This window comes from Paenibacillus agricola, assembly GCF_011440305.1.
Lineage (GTDB): Bacteria > Bacillota > Bacilli > Paenibacillales > NBRC-103111 > Paenibacillus_S > Paenibacillus_S agricola.
Map to the genome: position 1 here is coordinate 92463 of NZ_JAAOIW010000001.1, position 18741 is coordinate 111203.

The 18741-nt window shown below is 44.1% G+C and carries 23 protein-coding genes; 2 read left to right on the forward strand and 21 right to left on the reverse strand.

Annotation, left to right across the window (positions count from 1 at the left end):
- Nucleotides 1–49 precede the first annotated feature (49 nt).
- The 7 genes from G9U52_RS00425 to G9U52_RS00455 all read right to left on the reverse strand — a co-directional run bounded on the left by G9U52_RS00425 (nucleotide 50) and on the right by G9U52_RS00455 (nucleotide 2684).
- The gene (locus G9U52_RS00425) at nucleotides 50–787 is read right to left on the reverse strand and encodes a YqjF family protein (protein ID WP_375790220.1); all 738 of its coding nucleotides are present in this window, start codon (nucleotides 785–787) and stop codon (nucleotides 50–52) included.
- A 28-nt stretch (nucleotides 788–815) separates the two neighbouring features.
- Nucleotides 816–1181, reverse strand: a complete 366-nt coding sequence (locus G9U52_RS00430; RefSeq protein WP_166144547.1) for a spore germination protein GerPE — start codon at nucleotides 1179–1181, stop codon at nucleotides 816–818.
- Complete coding sequence (locus tag G9U52_RS00435) at nucleotides 1178–1378, reverse strand: spore germination protein GerPD (RefSeq protein ID WP_166144550.1); 201 nt, start codon at nucleotides 1376–1378, stop codon at nucleotides 1178–1180. The genes G9U52_RS00430 and G9U52_RS00435 overlap by 4 nt, the downstream gene beginning before the upstream one ends.
- Complete coding sequence (gene gerPC, locus G9U52_RS00440) at nucleotides 1375–2040, reverse strand: spore germination protein GerPC (protein ID WP_166144552.1); 666 nt, start codon at nucleotides 2038–2040, stop codon at nucleotides 1375–1377. The genes G9U52_RS00435 and gerPC overlap by 4 nt, the downstream gene beginning before the upstream one ends.
- A gap of 84 nt (nucleotides 2041–2124) precedes the next feature.
- Nucleotides 2125–2331 (reverse strand): spore germination protein GerPB, encoded by a 207-nt coding sequence (locus G9U52_RS00445; protein WP_166144555.1) that lies wholly within the window; start codon nucleotides 2329–2331, stop codon nucleotides 2125–2127.
- Nucleotide 2332: 1 nt separating this feature from the next.
- Nucleotides 2333–2569, reverse strand: a complete 237-nt coding sequence (locus G9U52_RS00450) for a spore germination protein (protein WP_166144558.1) — start codon at nucleotides 2567–2569, stop codon at nucleotides 2333–2335.
- The gene (locus G9U52_RS00455; RefSeq protein ID WP_166144561.1) at nucleotides 2544–2684 is read right to left on the reverse strand and encodes a hypothetical protein; all 141 of its coding nucleotides are present in this window, start codon (nucleotides 2682–2684) and stop codon (nucleotides 2544–2546) included. The genes G9U52_RS00450 and G9U52_RS00455 overlap by 26 nt, the downstream gene beginning before the upstream one ends.
- Before the next feature lie 69 nt (nucleotides 2685–2753).
- Between G9U52_RS00455 and G9U52_RS00460 the strand changes: the two genes are divergently transcribed.
- Nucleotides 2754–3215 carry an Hsp20/alpha crystallin family protein gene (locus G9U52_RS00460; protein ID WP_166144564.1) on the forward strand — a complete coding sequence of 154 codons (462 nt, stop codon included), beginning with the start codon at nucleotides 2754–2756 and terminating at the stop codon, nucleotides 3213–3215.
- 23 nt (nucleotides 3216–3238) lie between these two features.
- Entirely contained in the window at nucleotides 3239–3577 is a 339-nt protein-coding gene (locus tag G9U52_RS00465; protein ID WP_166146588.1) for a L,D-transpeptidase, read from the forward strand.
- A 107-nt stretch (nucleotides 3578–3684) separates the two neighbouring features.
- Here the strand turns inward: G9U52_RS00465 and G9U52_RS00470 are convergent, their stop codons facing one another.
- From G9U52_RS00470 to rimO, 14 genes are all read right to left on the reverse strand, one after another.
- On the reverse strand, nucleotides 3685–4071 hold the full coding sequence (locus G9U52_RS00470; RefSeq protein ID WP_166146590.1) for a YlbF/YmcA family competence regulator: 387 nt from the start codon (nucleotides 4069–4071) through the stop codon (nucleotides 3685–3687).
- Nucleotides 4072–4168: 97 nt separating this feature from the next.
- Nucleotides 4169–5590 (reverse strand): tRNA (N6-isopentenyl adenosine(37)-C2)-methylthiotransferase MiaB, encoded by a 1422-nt coding sequence (gene miaB, locus G9U52_RS00475; RefSeq protein ID WP_166146592.1) that lies wholly within the window; start codon nucleotides 5588–5590, stop codon nucleotides 4169–4171.
- Between the two features lie 157 nt (nucleotides 5591–5747).
- Nucleotides 5748–6317, reverse strand: coding sequence for a phosphate propanoyltransferase (pduL, locus tag G9U52_RS00480; protein WP_166144567.1), 570 nt, complete (start codon nucleotides 6315–6317; stop codon nucleotides 5748–5750).
- A 97-nt stretch (nucleotides 6318–6414) separates the two neighbouring features.
- Nucleotides 6415–7281 (reverse strand): 2-oxoacid:ferredoxin oxidoreductase subunit beta, encoded by an 867-nt coding sequence (locus tag G9U52_RS00485; RefSeq protein WP_166144570.1) that lies wholly within the window; start codon nucleotides 7279–7281, stop codon nucleotides 6415–6417.
- Entirely contained in the window at nucleotides 7269–9020 is a 1752-nt protein-coding gene (locus tag G9U52_RS00490; RefSeq protein ID WP_166144573.1) for a 2-oxoacid:acceptor oxidoreductase subunit alpha, read from the reverse strand. The genes G9U52_RS00485 and G9U52_RS00490 overlap by 13 nt, the downstream gene beginning before the upstream one ends.
- Nucleotides 9021–9216: 196 nt before the next feature.
- Nucleotides 9217–10161, reverse strand: coding sequence for a dipeptidase (locus tag G9U52_RS00495; RefSeq protein ID WP_311764787.1), 945 nt, complete (start codon nucleotides 10159–10161; stop codon nucleotides 9217–9219).
- 106 nt (nucleotides 10162–10267) lie between these two features.
- The gene (locus tag G9U52_RS00500) at nucleotides 10268–10528 is read right to left on the reverse strand and encodes a stage V sporulation protein S (protein WP_068534754.1); all 261 of its coding nucleotides are present in this window, start codon (nucleotides 10526–10528) and stop codon (nucleotides 10268–10270) included.
- A gap of 85 nt (nucleotides 10529–10613) precedes the next feature.
- A complete protein-coding gene (locus G9U52_RS00505; RefSeq protein WP_166144576.1) occupies nucleotides 10614–11408 on the reverse strand; it encodes a TIGR00282 family metallophosphoesterase in 795 nt (264 codons plus the stop codon).
- 152 nt (nucleotides 11409–11560) lie between these two features.
- Nucleotides 11561–13102, reverse strand: a complete 1542-nt coding sequence (gene rny, locus G9U52_RS00510) for a ribonuclease Y (protein WP_166144579.1) — start codon at nucleotides 13100–13102, stop codon at nucleotides 11561–11563.
- Between the two features lie 293 nt (nucleotides 13103–13395).
- A complete protein-coding gene (locus tag G9U52_RS00515; protein WP_207952732.1) occupies nucleotides 13396–14184 on the reverse strand; it encodes a RecX family transcriptional regulator in 789 nt (262 codons plus the stop codon).
- Nucleotides 14185–14209: 25 nt separating this feature from the next.
- Complete coding sequence (recA, locus tag G9U52_RS00520; RefSeq protein WP_166144585.1) at nucleotides 14210–15253, reverse strand: recombinase RecA; 1044 nt, start codon at nucleotides 15251–15253, stop codon at nucleotides 14210–14212.
- A 224-nt stretch (nucleotides 15254–15477) separates the two neighbouring features.
- Entirely contained in the window at nucleotides 15478–16725 is a 1248-nt protein-coding gene (locus G9U52_RS00525) for a competence/damage-inducible protein A (RefSeq protein ID WP_166144588.1), read from the reverse strand.
- A 48-nt stretch (nucleotides 16726–16773) separates the two neighbouring features.
- Entirely contained in the window at nucleotides 16774–17352 is a 579-nt protein-coding gene (gene pgsA, locus G9U52_RS00530) for a CDP-diacylglycerol--glycerol-3-phosphate 3-phosphatidyltransferase (protein ID WP_166144591.1), read from the reverse strand.
- Nucleotides 17349–18677, reverse strand: a complete 1329-nt coding sequence (gene rimO, locus G9U52_RS00535; RefSeq protein WP_166144594.1) for a 30S ribosomal protein S12 methylthiotransferase RimO — start codon at nucleotides 18675–18677, stop codon at nucleotides 17349–17351. Before rimO ends, pgsA begins: the two co-directional genes overlap by 4 nt.
- Nucleotides 18678–18741 lie beyond the last annotated feature (64 nt).

Here is an 18741-nt window from a genome sequence, read left to right on the forward strand (position 1 = left end):
TATTGTATACCAATGTATGCATTGCATGCAATGTTTTACGACAAAAAATTTATTTAACCCTTGCAAGCGGCCAAATTAATACGTCCAGCTGCTTGGCAAAATGGAGAACTGGTTCTTTCTCCACAACATGAATACCTTGCCCTACCGCCATTGTATTCACTTCGATATCCGCTTCAGCCACCTGCAGCCTCCAAGGTAAATGGTGAATATCTCCCCGAAATAATGTATGGCTGCCATTCATGCTGTAAAGGCAATACCGCTCCGTCAGCCAATACTCAAAAGAACCGCTGCTACTTAAAAAAGGCATCGACACAGGTTTATAGCTGCCTTCAAAAGAAACCTCCGCTCCCCTCTGATCATTACGTCGGCTTGTATAAGTGATATACTCTCCAATTTGCTCACAGTTCATCATCGCGTGAAAATAGGGTAAATAAAACAGAAGCCTTGCCGCTTCAACGGCCATCTTGCTTGCAGCATCCAGACTAAAAAAATAGACGCCAGGCTTGTCCCCGGCTGTTACATAAGTTCTTACATTAAGCTCGGCAAATTCGCTTGTATACGGGATGCCCGGCATACCACGTGGTCTAATGCCCTCCATTCGAAAGGGTACGATACCTATCCAAGCATATCCATCATATGTATCCAATTGGAGCTGTGGAGGGACTAAAGCCCTTAGCTGCTCATAAGGAACAGGCCAATGGGCAAACAATAAATCAAGCCATGTTTGCCTCATCACCCAAGGTCCTTTAGGCAGCGGATAAGGACGGTGTGAATGACTTTCAAGCAAAATGTTCATCAGGCTCACTCCCCAACTTTTATTTTACAAATTGCCGAAAATGCTTAATCCGTGTTTCGCTTTCAATTTGGCAATTGGAGCCGACCTGTACTACAGAGGATGAAGAAATTGCAAGTATCCGAATGTAACGGACCTGAATGCTATCGCAGCCGCTATTGTCGACGGACATATGGACATCTTCATAGGCATCTGGAATAGGGATTTCCCGTTTAAAAAGCGGGAAATCGGCAAAATTGCCTTCATTTTCATTGAAGCTAGCGATCTGCCGCTGCACTGCCATAGCTTTGGACACAGGTTTTATAGATGTATTATCCCCGATTTGAAATATGGATGCTAGTGTTATACCATTTATTTTCATTTCCTGGACGACTGACCAGCGCTTCATTGCGTTTCTTCCTTCACTTCTTCCTCCGCGGCCAGTGGTGTTAAAGGTCCGATCATTACCGATTCAGGCGGTGTATCAAATATCGAGGAGCAAAGAATGGTCTGCGTGTCCCCTATTAGAAATACCGAGGAGCTTGATACCCCTATGATCCGTATATCCCCCACACATAAAGCTTTGTTCGTCACATGAAAATTCATCCGCTTATCCCACCCTTTTTTGGCATTTTTTCAAAATAAAGACGGAGCGCTGACTGAATATCATTTTGGGTACGAAAAATGACCGAGTCTTTAATGGAAGAAAGCTGGTCTACGCTCACACCTACACTTGGGTTCATCTGCTTCAAGTAATAATCCATCCGTGCTTCGATCTGCTTCGATAAATCTGCTGTGATCATTTTTTGATGCCATTCATCTAGCTGCTCACCTTTATTTTTCTGCAGCTGCTCCAATTGCTTGGGCACCTGATCATTCACATAACTATGCAGCTCCTTGCCTATTTCCTCCCTTAGTCTTGCGGGAAAGGGGACAGTTTGATCCTGCTGCTCAGCCATCGCTTTCATAATAAAGGGATCGATATCGTTATTATTCGCATTCGGACTGCCATTAACAGCTATATCCTCAAGGGCTCCAGGTGTGAGTCCGATATTCATCGTACCATCCAGCTTTTCTACCTTGAGCTGGTCAAACTTATACTCTATTTTATCGATATGGATCCGCTTTTGCTCTCTGCACATTTTAAGCTCAGCCTTTAATAATTCCATTGCTTGCTCGATGCGCTCTATTTTATCCATTTGTTGCTTAAGCTGTGCCTGCATTTGCTTTACATAGGGAACCCATTGCCACTGCTGCCCCATCTGCATCCTCAACACCTCCCATCTATCCTATGCAGCAGCTTCTTTATGGGTGTATGCCTATTTCCCTGCTATCCAGGAGATGAGTCGGGATCAGGTCGGACTGGGCAAGGGCACCAAGGAAATCTCGGTATTAGCTTCCCCTAATTCTTGGGCTGGCTCGGTAAATCCTCCTGTGTTGTATAAGTTGGATAAAGGCTTGATCAATCCAGCGCTGCCAATTTGCAATACAGATGAGTTGGTAACAGCGTCAACCCTTAGCTGGTGGATGATAATATGCTGATTCACGACCACATTCATTTTACACGACCCCCTGGTTGCCTTCACTCACTTGGTTCGTATCATTGACATCTGGATCAAACGTATTCGTATTGCTAATGGCATTATTCGTATTAGCAAAATCCCCTGTAAGAAAAGATCCTGCTCCAGCAAAAGTTTTCGATGAGCTATTCGGTGAAAGCTGGACGGCATCCCCAATCTGGACAATCGAACTGGGGCCGACATTAACGATTTTAAAACTTCCCACAATCGCTGGCATTGGGCAGGCTCCTTCGCTGATAATGCTTTATTGTATGCGACCATTCGCCTAGCGGGCACTTCACTTTTCGGATACTTAATTCCACCTTGGCGGCAATCCCAATCCACAGTGTCATCTGCCCAGCCCTCCTCATATACTGATAAGAATAACGCTAAACCTTAAGGTAGATGAGGAGTGTGGCGATATGAGCCCAAACGATAGGCCTAGCCAACAATCCCGTTGGAACCAATTAGAAGCTATGCTTGGAACAAAGCTACCTGCATTGCCAACAGCCCAGGATATGGAGCCTTGGCAGGATATGTCCTGGGTGGAGGGTTATGTTCAGCAAATGCTCCAAAAAACGATGTCCAATAGCAAAATACCACATACCTTGGGAATAAAGGGGCTTCCGGAGGTTTTTGAGACCCACCATTATGTGATCATTAAGCTAAAGCTGTCCCAGCCCAATCATCCGATTATCCATGTCAGAGCAGACCGTGTCACAATCGAGGATAGCCCCCAATTAAAAAAGCAATCGGTTCGGCTGCCTTGTTTAGTGCTGCCCCATCATAGCCGCGCTTCCCATAAGGATGGTATTTTGCAAATCAAGCTCCGTAAAAGAAAACTAAACAAAACGGTTCACGAAATCCAAGTCCGGTATTTATAGGTTCGTGAATTAGCAAGGGAGTGATCAACATGTACCGAATCATTATCGATTTATCGGATAAAATGCTGTATGTGCTGAACAATAATGTGGTCACCCGCGGTTTTCCGATCGGGATCGGTAAGGTATTAACGGAAACGCCCATTGGCAATTATACGATTATTAACAAGGTCCCCCATCCTGGGGGTCCCTTTGGCGCTTTCTGGATGGGGCTCTCACGTCCACATTATGGCATCCACGGAACGAATAACCCTGCCTCGATCGGGACGTTGGCTTCCCATGGTTGTGTCCGTATGTATAACCAGGATGTGCTGGCGCTCTCTTCATTGGTCGCTATAGGCACACCAGTTGCGATAAGGAAGTAGCGAAGCCCTATTCATGCATGCATGTATCCATACCAAGAAACAAGAAAAAGACCATCCTGCGAATAAATTTCGCCCAGATAGTCTTTTTTATTTAAGGAAATTAAGCTTTATTTGGATTCCACTGCAACCTTGTCAGAAACGGTATCACGAATGATCGACATCACAAGCTGGAGCAAGTAATTAATATCCTCTTGGGATTGGCGAAATTCATTTACAATCGGGATCGAATCCAGTTGATCCTGAAGATCTACGATTTCTTTCTCAATTTTCTCTACCATTTTGGCATTGTTGAAAGATTCAAAGGCAACAATCTCTTTTTGCTTCTTTTTGATCGCACTGATTAATACTTGGATCTGGTCGTTTGAGGAAATTTGCACCTCAGCTTTTTGGAAAAATTGCACCTCATTTGAAGTGGAAATAAGCTCTGCCAATTCCTTCGCTTTAGCCAATATATCTTCACGTACAATTAGCTCTGTATTCGTGTATTTCGCCATATCATCACAATGAATGTGATCGTCATGGTCGTGGTTATGATCGTGATTATCTTGTGCGGCCATTGCCAGTCACGCTCCTTACTCTCAAATTGATCTATTATTCTGCGACCATTACCGCTTGGGGCAACCATTCGCCTTTCATATACCATGTCTGCGATCCGGTAATTTTCACCGGAACAATTTTGCCGACCAGCTCTTTGGGTCCGACTAGATGCACCAATTTGTTTTTGCGAGTGCGGCCTGCTAGTACATCCGCATTGTTTTTGCTCTCGCCTTCGACTAATACATCAAGCACTTCACCTACGGAGCCTTCATTGCTCTCTTTACTATATTGAGCCAGTTGGTCATTTAACCGGTATAAGCGGTTTTTCTTAACCTCCATTGGCACATCATCGACCATCGACGCAGCAGGTGTGCCTTCACGCGGTGAATAAATAAACGTATACGCCCCGTCGAACTGAACGTCGCGCACCAGAGAAAGCGTTTCTTGGAATTGCTCTTCCGTTTCACCTGGGAATCCCACAATAAAATCAGAGGTAAGGCCCACATTGGGAATGGCCTGTTTAATTTTATCGATTAGCGTCAAATAATGCTCGCGTGTATATTTGCGGCTCATTCTTTTCAAAATTTCATTGCTTCCCGATTGCACCGGAAGATGAATTTGCTCTACAAGATTTCCTTTTTTTGCTAGAACTTCGATTAGTTGGTCGTCAAAATCACGCGGATGTGAGGTCGTAAACCGAACGCGTGGGATGTCGATTTTGGAAATATCATTCATCAAATCGGCGAAGCGATATTCCCTGTCCTCGAAGTCCTTGCCGTAGGCATTTACATTCTGGCCAAGCAGCATCACTTCTTGGAAGCCCTGACGCGCCAAATCACGCACTTCTGCCAGTACATCCTGTGGAAGCCGACTTCGCTCCTTACCACGTGTGTAAGGGACGATACAGTACGTACAGAATTTATCACATCCGTACATAATATTCACGGATGCCTTAATGCCTTCACGCTTCTTAGGGAGGTTCTCAACAATATCCCCTTCCTTCGACCAAACCTCGATCACCATCTCCTTGCTGAAAAAAGCCTCCTTCAACAAGACCGGCAACCGGTGAATATTGTGTGTGCCAAATATTAGATCAACGAATGGATGCTTTTGCAAAATACGGTTGACAACCGCTTCTTCCTGCGACATACAACCGGAAACACCCAGAACCAATGAAGGCTTTTCTGCCTTCAAATGCTTGAGATGGCCCAATTCACCAAATACTTTGTCCTCAGCGTTCTCACGAACCGCACATGTATTTAATAAGATCACATCCGCTTGGCGGCGGTCTTCTGTCATCTTGTAGCCCATTTGCTCTAGAAGCCCCATAATGGTTTCCGTGTCATGCTCATTCATTTGACAGCCATAGGTTTGGATCAAATAATATTTGTCTTGCCCAAACTGCTGCATGTCTTCGGGTATCGCAAAGTTGTATAAAACCTTAATATCTTCCTTACCGCGTTTCTTCGCGTCCATTAAAGAAGGAGGCTGAAAAAACTTCTCGAAATATTTGCTGTCCTTCAAATCCGTATCTTTAGGCAATGGTGCACCTTCCTTCTATCCTGCTATCCTGCTATCCTGACTCTATATAAAATTCGAATCCTTGACAATATATTATATCACGATTGTTGAGCTAGGACAAAATAATTGCGTTATCACCGGTTTTGGCTCCCGCAGCGTTCGCTTCATCGGTATCGATATGCATGTCCAACGCATAATTGTCGGAGACACGGGCAACGACGCCTTCAAAAATAAGCGGACGCTCTCCCTCTATTTTTACCGATAGCAGTTGCTTATCTGCTATGCCCCAATTAATCGCATCATGGGTATGGAAGTGGATATGTCTGGCAGCTACAATGACACCCTCGGCAATGACGATCTCACCCACAGGCCCAATCAAGGTAATACCTGGTGTTCCTTCAGTGTCTCCGGACTCGCGTACTGGAGGATTCAGTCCCAATGCAAAAGCATCCGTACGCGAAATTTCCAGCTGCGTTTTGCTGCGGGCAGGTCCTAATATGCGCACCTTGTCAAAACGACCTTTGGGCCCTACAACAGCAACAGTCTCAGTAGCGGCAAATTGCCCCGGCTGCGATAACTCCTTAAGCACCTTCAAATAGTATCTGTGCCCAAACAACTGTTCAATATGCCAGTCCGATAAATGGATATGTCTTGCTGATACGCCTATCGGTACTTGTTTCATTGAGTTACCACCCGCTTCTCCATATTAAGAAAAAAAGCATACGGCATCGCCATATGCTTGAATAGATCTTATCAAATTTGTAAGGCTAATATCAATGTTATTTGAATTCTGCCACCAATTTGTTAAATTCTTCTTCACTAATTTGTATATTTTGGTTAGCTAGACCTTGCTCTTTAAATCCAGGTACATGGTTTTCATAGCTGGTTTTGGCTGTATTTTGATAAATCAGGCCTGTCAGCATACTGCCTGTTTCCATAATCTTCGTCATTGCCATAACCCGGTTGGATGGATCATAATCCGGCGTTTCTTCCAAGTTTACAATGTTTTCCTTAAACCAGTCATACGTATTAACTTTGTTAAAGGTAACACAGGGACTGAACACGTTAATAAATGAAAACCCCTTATGGTTCATACCTTGCTCTATTAAAGAAGTCAACTGCTTCAGGTTGCTAGAAAACGATTGGGCAATAAAGGTTGCGCCAGCCGCCAACGCCACTTCCAAAGGAGAAAGTGCGGATTCGATCGACCCGGCAGGCGTGCTTTTCGTTTTGAAGCCTTCAGCGCTACGCGGTGAAGTTTGGCCCTTAGTCAAGCCATAAATTTGGTTATCCATAACGATGTAAGTAATGTCGATATTTCGGCGGATCGCATGTACCGTATGTCCCATTCCGATTGCAAAACCGTCACCGTCACCACCAGCGGCTAACACGGTTAATTCACGGTTTGCCATCTTCACGCCTTGGGCGATCGGTAGCGAACGGCCATGTACACCGTGGAAGCCATAGGCATTAATATAACCGGAAATACGACCGGAACAGCCGATACCGGAGACAACAGCTAAATTTTCAGGCTCTAACCCGACATTGGCAGCGGCTCTTTGTATGGCGGCCTGAATGGAAAAGTCGCCACACCCTGGACACCAGTTAGGTTTAATATTGTTACGGAAGTCTTTTAATGTTGCCATACTAGGTTCAGCTCCTGACAAAATGTAGTAATTTCTGCCGGCAAAAATGGATTACCGTTGTATTTTAACAAGCTTTTAATTTTATCAGCATGACCTACGTTTAGCTTGATCAAGGAAGCCAATTGTCCAGTAGCATTATTTTCCAGAACAACTACGGTTTTCGCTTTTTCCAAGTAGGGACGCAATTCATCAGCCGGGAACGGATGCATCAGACGAACGGTAACATGGTTAGTTGAAATGCCTTTTTGCGTGAGGCGTTCTCTGGCTTCGTCTATCGTACCGCCTGTTGAACCCATACCAATAATCAATAGTTCCGGCTCTTCATGTGGAGCATCGACCAAAATAGGATTCGTTACCTTCACATACTTCAGCTTATCCATACGTTTGTCCATCATGCTTTTACGGTTTTCCGTGCTTTCAGAAGGACGCCCTTCTTGATCATGCTCAACGCCCGTAACATGGTGAATCCCATATTTTTGTCCAGGCACTACGCGAGGCGAAACACCTTCTTCGGCATATTCATAACGCTTGAACAACTGGTTAGCTTCGGTTGGAGGCAGTTCACCTGTCATTAACCGTCCACGGTCAATTTTCACTTTATTGAAATCCAACAGCTCACAGGATTGTTTACCTAAGGAAAGCTGTAGATCCGTTAACAAAATAACCGGGCATTGGTAAATCTCAGCCAAATTGAAAGCCTCAATCGTATCGTAGAAGCATTCTTCAATCGAAGAAGGGGAAAGCACAATCTTTGGAATCTCGCCATGCGTTCCATAGATCATTGCATTTAAGTCGGATTGCTCTTGCTTGGTTGGCAAGCCTGTACTTGGACCACCACGTTGAGTATCCACGATCACTACAGGAGTTTCCGTCATTCCAGCAAGGCCAATCGCTTCCATCATCAGAGAAAGCCCAGGACCCGCTGATGCCGTCATCGTACGTACACCAGCATAGCTTCCGCCAATAGCCATCGTTACTGCCGCTATCTCATCTTCGGTTTGGATAACTGTTCCGCCGAACTTAGGAAGCGTTTTAATTAAATACTCCATGATTTCCGAAGCTGGTGTAATTGGGTAAGCAGGCATAAAACGACAGCCGCCAGTAAGCGCACCTAAACCAATGGCATCATTACCGATCATAAACAGCTTTTGAGTACCATCAGCAGGCTCTAATTGGAATTCAAGCATCGGTCCGCCATTTTGCTCTAAAATAAATTCAGCCGCGATTCGAACCGCTTCTATATTTTTCGCTACAACCGCAGCGCCTTTACGTCCAAACTCTTCTTCTACCGCTTTATTAAATACTTCCAAAGGCAATCCGAGCAATGCCCATGATGCACCAGAAGCAGCCATATTCTTAAATAAGGATGTTCCCAGATCCTCTGCAATTGCTGTAATAGGCACAGGAAACAAACGTGCTTTAATGCCCTCTGGTACGACTGGATTAAATTTCGCATCCGCCACAATCACACCGTTGTCACGAAGCTCATAAGCATTTAAATCAATTGTTTCTTGGTCAAATGCAACAAGGATGTCCAAATCATCAGAAATGGCACGAATAGGCTTCGTACTGATCCTGATCTTGTTATTGGTATGCCCCCCCTTTATACGCGAGGAGAAATGACGGTACCCATACAAATAGTATCCAAGCCGATTAAGCGCTGTGGAGAAAATTTTGTCGGTACTTTCCACACCTTCCCCTTGTTGTCCTCCGATTTTCCAAGATAATTGGCTAATCACCGTTGTCCACTCCTTTAAATGTCACTAAAACCGTTCTTAGATAAAAATTTTCTTTCACTTAACATATAAATATTATGCCGTTGAGAGTTAAAATGCAAGTAAATTAGTTGAATTGAAAGATAGCTATATTAGATGAAACTCATACCTATATAAGATCAATTCACCGTTTAACTATATCTAAGAAAGATGTAAACGTTTAATAAGCGGGTAGATTCGTTTGTAAATACCGATTCCAGTTATTGTGCAGCAAATCCTTAATCCACTCATCCTTGTAATATTTGCTTAAATGTTGTACGAGCCCACCAAATTGACCGGCATGCTCAAGTCCCGGTATCCTTTCGTCAATTCCATCAAAATCAGAGCCCAATACAATTTGCTTCTGGCCACCGAGTGCACATATATGTTCAATATGCTTCAGTAGCTGCTCGATGGTTTCGTTATGGGGCTCGCCAACAAAAAAGGGAACAAACGTAATCCCTATTCGTCCATCCTTCTCAATAATCGCTCGTATTTGGTCATCGTCCAAATTTCTGGGATGGGCACAAATCGCTTTAGCATTGGAATGTGAAGCTACAAACGGCTGGGACGATGTTTCAGCCAGATCCCAGAAGGCACGTTCCGATAGATGAGACACATCTAATAGGATGCCCAATTTATTACATTCTTTAACAAAATTTTTCCCTTTTAATGAAAAACCGCCTTGTCGTGGCTCTAAAACGCCATCAGCCGCCCAATTGGCATAGTTCCAGGTAATCCCGATCATTCGTACGCCTAAATGATAAAGGGTATGGGTATACAAGCTGTTGCCCTGAATAGCCGCCGCCCCTTCTAATGTAAGGAGCGCACCTCGTTCATGGCCGTTTATTACAAGGTTTAAATCTGCTTGATTTTTAATAAGCTTCATATAGCCAGGTTTAATTATCTTCTGATAAAAAATATTTATATAGGTGAGATAATGTTCGAAATTGGGGTGCTCCAGTCTCTGTGCCAAGTAAATGGCAAAAAATTGAATTTTTATATCGGATTTCACCATATTTGCATAAGTTACATCAAGCTTACCATCGACGGACTGGTAAAAATCGATTTCATGATCTTCAAACATTTTCCACAACACATCACAGTGTCCGTCAATTATATACACTTAGCAGCCGCCCTTTCTTGTTAGCTTCATTGGTTTTCACATGCAAAAAAACCTGTCTACGAAGTAAACAGGCATTATTACTTCTACTCTAGTCATCCCAGCTTTGTTACCGGGGTTCAACAATCAGCTTTATCGCTGTTCGATCTTCTCCATCAATGACAATATCCGTAAATGCCGGAATGCAAATCAGGTCAACCCCACTAGGAGCCACAAATCCACGGGCAATCGCTACGGCTTTGACTGCTTGGTTAAGGGCACCGGCACCAATAGCCTGCAGCTCTGCTACGCCGCGCTCACGCAACACCCCTGCTAATGCGCCTGCTACGGAATTTGGATTGGACTTTGCTGAAACTTTTAATACATCCATGAAAGTACCTCCTCGGGAATGATGAATGGCTTCCTTCCTTATTCATATTCCCAGCATTTCATGTTAATTCCTGCTTACCTGACAACTAATCAAAAAGGATCTGGTCCTCATCCTTGCGGACTAACTGAATTTTTTTTGCCAAGCCTGTATTTGGATCCAAATCGATACAAACCGCATGGAAATGCCATTTGCCTTCATCGACCACAAATCTTACTGGCAGCTGTGTAACAAACTTCTGCATCACGGATACTTTCTCCATACCGAGGATCCCATCACGCGGTCCCGTCATCCCTACATCCGTCACATAGGCTGTCCCTAAGGGAAGAACTCGTTCATCATGTGTTTGCACATGTGTATGCGTCCCGACCACTGCGGATACCTTGCCGTCCAAATGCCAGCCCATTGCCAATTTCTCTGAGGTTGCTTCTGCATGGAAATCGACAAGAATGTACTTATGCTTGTCTTTGATTTCCTCTAGGATTTCATCGACCTTCTCGAAGGGACAATCCAGAGGAGGAAGGAAGGTTCGCCCCTGTAAATTAACAATGACTAACTCCTCATTTTTTACTTTAATCGTCGTAAAACCTCTTCCTGGGGTGCCTTTAGGAAAATTCGCCGGCCTAACCATCCGAGCTTCACGATCAATAAAGTCAAATATTTCTTTTTGGTCCCAAGTATGATTGCCCATCGTAATCCCATGGACACCCATTTCAAACAATTCCTTGGTAATTGCTAAAGTAATACCTCTTCCTGCTGCAGCATTCTCGCCATTAGCGATAATAAAGGTCGGGTTATATTTCGTTTTTAGCCCTGGCAAGCTAGCCTTTAAAGCCTTCCGCCCCACAGCTCCCACAATATCCCCGATAAATAATATTCTCATATAAATGAAACTCCCCTTTTCTTGAACCATCAGACCCCGTATCCCTTCAAGCCCCGTTCAACTGGAGTCTATCGGCCCAACAGGATCTGATGCTGTAAGCTAAAAGAAAAGTGGCTTATTCAGCCACTTTTCTCAAATTGCCTATGAACTTATTATTTAGCATATTCTACAGCGCGTGTTTCGCGAATAACCGTAACCTTGATGTGACCTGGATAATCCAGTTCACTCTCAATTTTCTTCGTGATATCACGAGCTAAGCGGAATGCTTCAGTGTCATCAACCTTCTCTGGCTGTACCATAACCCGAACCTCACGACCCGCTTGGATCGCGTACGATTTCTCAACACCTTCGAAGGACTCTGAAATTTCTTCAAGCTTTTCAAGACGCCTGATATACGTTTCCAGCGTTTCGCGGCGCGCACCTGGACGAGCTGCGGATAAGGCATCGGCTGCACCAACAAGCATGGCGATAACCGATGTAGCCTCACAGTCACCATGGTGGGAAGCAATACTGTTAATAACAACAGGATGCTCCTTGTACTTTTTGCCAATCTCAACGCCAATTTCAACATGGGAGCCTTCAACTTCATGATCCAGTGCTTTACCAATATCATGCAGGAGACCGGCACGCTTTGCCAATGTCACGTCCACTCCAAGTTCTCCAGCCATCAATCCTGTTAAATAAGCAACTTCCATTGAATGCTTGAGTACGTTCTGTCCGTAGCTGGTTCTAAATCGCAATCTGCCCAATATCTTGATCAGATCCGGATGCAGTCCGTGAACCCCAGTTTCAAAAGTAGCTTGCTCTCCGTATTCACGGATGCGTTCATCAACTTCTTTTCGTGACTTTTCAACCATTTCTTCTATACGGGCTGGATGGATACGACCATCAGCAACCAGTTTTTCGAGGGCAGTACGTGCAATTTCACGACGAATAGGATCAAAACCGGACAATATAACAGCTTCAGGGGTATCATCAATAATAAGATCAATCCCTGTTAATGTTTCCAGTGCGCGAATATTCCTGCCTTCGCGACCGATAATACGTCCCTTCATTTCCTCATTCGGCAATGTAACTACCGATACTGTGGTTTCCGCTACGTGATCCGCTGCACATCGTTGGATGGCTATCGTAATAATTTCGCGGGCTTTCTTGTCGGCTTCTTCTTTGGCTTGCTGTTCGATCTCTTTAATCAATTGTGCGGTTTCATGACGAACTTCTTGCTCCACGTTTGTGAGAATAATTTGTTTCGCATCTTCTGTGGTCAGGGCTGATATTCGTTCCAGCTCCGTAACCTGGCTCTTATAAATCTCGTCAATATGTGTTTGGGTTTCTTCAATGCGTTTCTCTTTGTTGGCAACCTGCTCTTCTTTTCTTTCAAGAGATTCTAATTTTTTATCCAGCGATTCCTCTTTTTGCAACAAACGTCTCTCTTGTCGTTGAGTTTCATTTCGACGATCACGAATGTCTTTTTCAGCTTCGGTGCGGAGCTTGTGAATCTCATCCTTTGCCTCCACAACCGCTTCTTTCCTCAGTGCCTCCGCCTCTTTCTTTGCGCCATCCTTGATTACCTCGGCGGCTTGTTCGGCACTTGAAATTTTCGCTTCTGCAATAGACTTGCGGATAACATAACCAATCCCTAAGCACAGTGCACCAACAACGAGAACGATTAAGATCCAGATGGCTGGATGCATTATCCAGTTCACCTCCTCGTTGTTTCTCCAAGGTTAAGCTTGGGAGGTAGTATGGTTTTTAATCCGTTTAACTAGCGTGTAAAAAAAGTAAAATTGGCGATTTTACTTGTCCAACCTTTCTGTTTAGGCATAACAGAGAGGTTAATGTACAAATTTATACATGCTTATTTTATCGTTTGTCGAAGAAGCTTGTCAAGGTGTACGACGTATGAATTGATTTCCTTTGCCTATATTTTTATCAATTCATCCACCTGCCTACTATTGTAACACAATTAACTATTATTATCGTTAATTTATTGCTCCCCAAAATCCAACTCTATTTCTTCCATATCTTGATCGCTTCCTATAATTTGAGAGAATTTCCGCATGACACGCGAAACCACACTGAAGCTATAGCCCCTACGCTGTAAGAGTGAGATGGCTTTTCTTTGTATATTCCTTACATCGGTGTCTGGGCTTAAGCTGGCTCCGTATTTCTTGTGGATCAAGGTAAAGGCATTGGTATACTCAGTTACCTCATCGATCTGCTCCAGTGCTTTTGTAATATGCTCTTTCCTGAGCCCTTTTTGCTGGAGCTCCTGCTTGATCCAGTTACGCCCCTTCTTATGGGAATGAATCCGCTGCTCCGTTAATTGCTCGGCAAATAAGGAATCATCGATATATTGCTCGCGCCTTAAACGATCTATGGTGTCTTCAATCGTTGGTGGCTCGTAGTTTTTTTGTTTGAGGCGCACTTTAAGCTCGTACTCTGAACGCAGCCGGAAAGATAATAAGCGGATCGCATCCAAGTAGGCCTGCTGCCGGTCCTGTGCCTGGACAATGAGCAGCATCTCTTCGCCATTAATTACCGAACCTTTTGCCAGCCTGTATTTAATCAATACATCCTCATGGATGGAAAACACAAATTGCTCATCGATAAATAAATTGTACCGGTCTTTAGCGCGTTTTTGTCGTTCTATCTTCGTAATGGTTCCATGATCTATAGGCAAATCTATGAGAATATCGTTATCATCCATTTCCTTAACACCCCACAAGCAAGACAAAGGCACCTTATACCAATGTAAGGTGCCTTTAGCCTGCATATTCAATTATATTTGATCTTGCTGTTTATTCCAATTCTTCCAAATCATCCTCGTCCTCATCATCATGCAGATCTCCTGGAGTTGCAGTCAAATTGCTGTTTTCACGAATCTTCTTTTCGATGACTTCAGCGGTTTGCGGATTATCTTTCAAAAATTGCTTGGAATTTTCGCGTCCTTGCCCTAAACGATCGCCATTGAAGGAGTACCAGGCACCGCTTTTTTGGACGATGTCCATTTCAGCCCCAATATCGATAATGCTACCTTCTCTGGAGATACCTTCTCCATACATAATGTCAATGTCCGCTTGCTTAAACGGAGGGGCTACTTTATTCTTCACAACCTTGATACGTGTGCGGTTACCGACCATATCATTACCTTGCTTGATACTCTCAACACGCCGAACATCTAATCGAACGGAGGAATAAAACTTAAGGGCTCTTCCTCCTGGCGTTGTTTCTGGATTACCGAACATCACACCAATCTTCTCACGAAGCTGGTTAATGAAAATAGCAATGGTATTCGATTTGTTAATAGCACCGGATAGCTTACGAAGTGCTTGTGACATTAAACGAGCCTGCAAGCCCACGTGGGAATCGCCCATCTCGCCTTCAATTTCCGCTTTAGGAACCAATGCTGCTACCGAGTCAATAACGATAATATCAACAGCACCGCTACGTACAAGCGCTTCTGCAATTTCCAATGCCTGTTCGCCTGTATCTGGCTGAGACAGTAGCAATTCGTCTATATTAATTCCAAGCTTGCCTGCATAAGCTGGATCAAGCGCATGCTCAGCATCTATGAAAGCTGCTGTTCCGCCTACCCGTTGGACTTCAGCAATCGCATGAAGCGCTACCGTCGTTTTACCTGAAGATTCAGGTCCGAATACTTCTATAATTCTACCACGCGGAAATCCCCCAATGCCAAGGGCAATATCAAGAGCCAAAGATCCACTGGATATAGTTTCTATCTGCATATGGGTGGATTCACCCAACTTCATGATGGAGCCTTTACCAAATTGTTTTTCAATTTGTCGAAGGGCACTCTCTAATGCTGCACGCCGATCTGCCAAAACTACCACTTCCTTCTGTTCTTATTAGTTATAAGTCCATAATAACTCATTTCACTGCCCTTGCCAAGCTTTTTTACGAACATACATTCGTTTAATTGTCCAAAGAAAAACCGTAACAAAATCTTAGCGAATTGTTACGGTTCTTCCGTTCCTTTATTATATTACATTATTTAAGTGCTTTCAAGTTCTAATTTACTAGAGTCTACTAGAGTCCGCTAAAGTATTTATAAGGCTAGACGCTTCCATAATTGATAAAAAGCTGCTTTAGCTGCCCGCAATTTAATATGGTCACGATTCCCGGAAAGCTGAAGCTTCTCCAGAATCGCTGCTCCATTCTTGCATGCAATGGCGATATAAACCAGCCCAACCGGCTTTCCTTCCGATTCATCCGGCCCCGCTACCCCTGTAATCGCCACAGCGTAATCCGCGTCTGCAAGCCGCCGCATGTTTTCGGCCAGTCGTTCAGCAGTTTCGGCACTGACAGCACCTGGCGAGCCTGCGCCTTCTAGAATATGCATGGGTACATCAAGCAGCTTATTTTTTAGCATATTTGAATAACAGACAATGCCGCCACGATATACAGACGAGCTACCTGGCACTGCCGTGACCAAATCACTGAACAATCCCCCTGTGCAGCTCTCAGCAGCCGCTAGAAGCAGCTTACGCTCGTTTAGTATACGTATGACCTCCCGTTCAATTGGAATGTCTGAAACGGCATATATATGCGCTCCAAGCCTTTGCCTGATTTCATGCTCCGTTGGATCTAGCTTGCTATCGGCTTCATCCTGTGAGGCTGCCCGTGTGGTTAAGCGGATTGTCACCTCTGAGTCCTTGGCATAAGGAGCAATTGTCGGGTCGGTCTGGGCTTGGATTAAATCCAGCAGCTCATGCTCCAGCGTCGATTCCCCAATGCCGGCAAACTTCAGCATGCGGGAGTACAAAGGGCGAACACCCTGCAGCTTGGAAGCGATCCAAGGAGCCGCGTACCTTTCAAACATCGGCTTCATTTCCTTGGGAGGGCCGGGTAGCAGCACATAATGGGTTGCATCCTCGGTTAAAGCAATCCCAACCGCCATACCTGCATCGTTAGTTAGCGGATCGCTATGTTCAAGCATAAGCGCTTGCCTCTTATTGCTTTGCACCATATGAATACCACGCGAGCTGAATACACGCTCAATTTGATCCATTGACGGCTGGTGGATAATAAGCTGCTGTCCTAATAAAGCAGCAAGGGCATCTTTGGTTAGATCATCCTGAGTAGGTCCGAGACCACCTGTACAAATGACTAAATCCGCACGTGTTTTGGCAATTTGCAGCGCTTCAATCAAACGGGTTGTATTATCGCCTACAACCGTCTGGAAGTATACACTCACTCCTAAATCGGCACATGCACGCGCCAAAAATTGTGCATTTGTATTTAATATTTGCCCCAATAATAATTCAGTACCTACGGCAATAATTTCTGCTCTCAATGAATTCCCCTCCAAATGAACAAAAAAAACAATAGGAACCCCTACTGTTTATTCGTTAAAATTAATCACATGTTTATTTTTAATAAAATAGTCAAAGCCCGAATACAAAGTAATAATAGCAGCAATCCAGCTAGCGAACAGGTCGAAGCGTAGATTGATAAAAGCAAATGGGAAATTGTTGATCAAAAGCGCGATAATCGCGGTAATTTGCGCCGCTGTTTTCCATTTTCCCCACTTGCTGGCTGCAATAACATGCCCCTCAAGCAGGGCGATTTGCCTAAGTCCGGTAACTGCAAACTCACGGCTAATAATGACAATAACGATCCAAGCACCTACTTTATCCATCTCTACCAAAGATACAAGCACGGCTGAAACGAGCAGCTTGTCGGCTAGGGGATCCAACAGCTTGCCTAGATTGGTAACTAATTTGCGCTTCCTGGCGATATATCCGTCTAGACCGTCAGTCCATGCCGCGATAATGAAAATAAGCGCGGCAAAAATCTGGTTGTATGTAATACTAAACTCGTCAATTTTAATTTGTGGAAATTTCAAATTGACGAGCAAGAAGAACATGATAATAGGTACTAGGAAAATCCTCGCCAAGGTAATCCGATTGGCCAGGTTCATGCCACAACCTCCCCAGACAAATCAAATTCGAATGAATGGGTAATATGGACCTTAGCTAACTCTCCTATCTTCAGCTGTGTTCCTTTAACGAAAACTTCACCATCAATCTCAGGAGCATCGTACTGAGTGCGCCCGATATAAACGTCATTTCGACCATCATACTTTTCAATCAATACATCAACCGTTTGGCCTACCCGATTTCCGTTACGGATATTAGAAATCCCACGTTGCATTTCCATCAGCGTATTAGCACGGAATTCTTTTACATCATCTTTAATTTGATCCGGCAACCGTGCTGCTGGCGTGTCCTTCTCTTTCGAATAAGCGAATACACCCAATCGATCAAATTCAACTTCACTTACGAACTTCTTCAGATTCTCAAAGTCCTGCTCGGTTTCACCAGGAAACCCAACAATAAGTGAAGTCCGCAGGGATACATTAGGTATCCTCGAACGAATTTTGTCAATTAAGATTCTTGCATCCTGCTGGCGCCCTGGTCTTCTCATCCGCTTCAGGATGGAATCTTCGCTATGCTGAAGAGGCATATCGACGTATTTGCATACCTTTGGATTGTTAGCAATGGTTTCGATTAATTCATCCGTAAAAAATCCCGGATATGCATAATGCAATCTTACCCATTCAATGCCTGCAACCTCGGTAACCTTGTTAAGTAAAGCAGGCAGCATAAAGCCGTCATACAAATCGGTACCATAATTTGTAGAATCCTGGGCGATCAGGCTAATTTCCCTAACTCCCTGGCCAGCCAAAAGCTCAATTTCTGCTACAACCGATTCCATGCTTCTACTGCGGAATTTGCCACGCATAATCGGAATACTACAGAATGTACAGGCATTATCACAACCCTCTGCTATTTTTACATAAGCGGTATAACGAGGGGTAGTCACACGCCGTGGTAATGGCTTTTCATAATTAAATATCGGGTTGCCCACCAGTATCGGCTTCCTACCCGCAAGCGCGTCTGCAATAATATCATTAATTTTGTCAAAATCGCCCGTTCCCACGATGCCATCAATTTCAGGCATTTCATCCATTAACTCTTTTTTGTAGCGCTGTGTTAAACAACCAGATACAATAAGAGCTTTCAGATTAGCCGTCTGTTTGAGTTCAGCCATATCCAATATTGTGTTCACAGACTCTTCCTTAGCCGCATCGATAAATCCACATGTATTTACAATAATAACGGTTGCTTCCTCTTTATCCTCTACCAATTCGTAGCCACGTCCAAAAACCAAGCCTGACATGATTTCGGAGTCAACGAGATTCTTCTCGCAGCCTAATGTAACTACTTTCACTTTCTCTGTCATGTAATATCCTCCAATAATGATTCCAGCCTATTTAGTCAAGTATAATACAAGGTAAGGAAATGTG

Coding starts and splice junctions, on each gene's coding strand:
- G9U52_RS00430 (WP_166144547.1), bottom strand. CDS start 1,181: ATGAAGCGCTGGTCAGTCGTCCAGGAAATGAAAATAAATGGTATAACA.
- G9U52_RS00435 (WP_166144550.1), bottom strand. CDS start 1,378: ATGAATTTTCATGTGACGAACAAAGCTTTATGTGTGGGGGATATACGG.
- gerPC (WP_166144552.1), bottom strand. CDS start 2,040: ATGCAGATGGGGCAGCAGTGGCAATGGGTTCCCTATGTAAAGCAAATG.
- G9U52_RS00445 (WP_166144555.1), bottom strand. CDS start 2,331: ATGAATGTGGTCGTGAATCAGCATATTATCATCCACCAGCTAAGGGTT.
- G9U52_RS00450 (WP_166144558.1), bottom strand. CDS start 2,569: ATGCCAGCGATTGTGGGAAGTTTTAAAATCGTTAATGTCGGCCCCAGT.
- G9U52_RS00455 (WP_166144561.1), bottom strand. CDS start 2,684: ATGACACTGTGGATTGGGATTGCCGCCAAGGTGGAATTAAGTATCCGA.
- G9U52_RS00460 (WP_166144564.1), top strand. CDS start 2,754: ATGAGCCCAAACGATAGGCCTAGCCAACAATCCCGTTGGAACCAATTA.
- G9U52_RS00470 (WP_166146590.1), bottom strand. CDS start 4,071: ATGGCGAAATACACGAATACAGAGCTAATTGTACGTGAAGATATATTG.
- miaB (WP_166146592.1), bottom strand. CDS start 5,590: ATGGACGCGAAGAAACGCGGTAAGGAAGATATTAAGGTTTTATACAAC.
- pduL (WP_166144567.1), bottom strand. CDS start 6,317: ATGAAACAAGTACCGATAGGCGTATCAGCAAGACATATCCATTTATCG.
- G9U52_RS00485 (WP_166144570.1), bottom strand. CDS start 7,281: ATGGCAACATTAAAAGACTTCCGTAACAATATTAAACCTAACTGGTGT.
- G9U52_RS00500 (WP_068534754.1), bottom strand. CDS start 10,528: ATGGATGTATTAAAAGTTTCAGCAAAGTCCAATCCAAATTCCGTAGCA.
- G9U52_RS00505 (WP_166144576.1), bottom strand. CDS start 11,408: ATGAGAATATTATTTATCGGGGATATTGTGGGAGCTGTGGGGCGGAAG.
- rny (WP_166144579.1), bottom strand. CDS start 13,102: ATGCATCCAGCCATCTGGATCTTAATCGTTCTCGTTGTTGGTGCACTG.
- G9U52_RS00515 (WP_207952732.1), bottom strand. CDS start 14,184: ATGCAGGCTAAAGGCACCTTACATTGGTATAAGGTGCCTTTGTCTTGC.
- pgsA (WP_166144591.1), bottom strand. CDS start 17,352: ATGAACCTGGCCAATCGGATTACCTTGGCGAGGATTTTCCTAGTACCT.
- rimO (WP_166144594.1), bottom strand. CDS start 18,677: ATGACAGAGAAAGTGAAAGTAGTTACATTAGGCTGCGAGAAGAATCTC.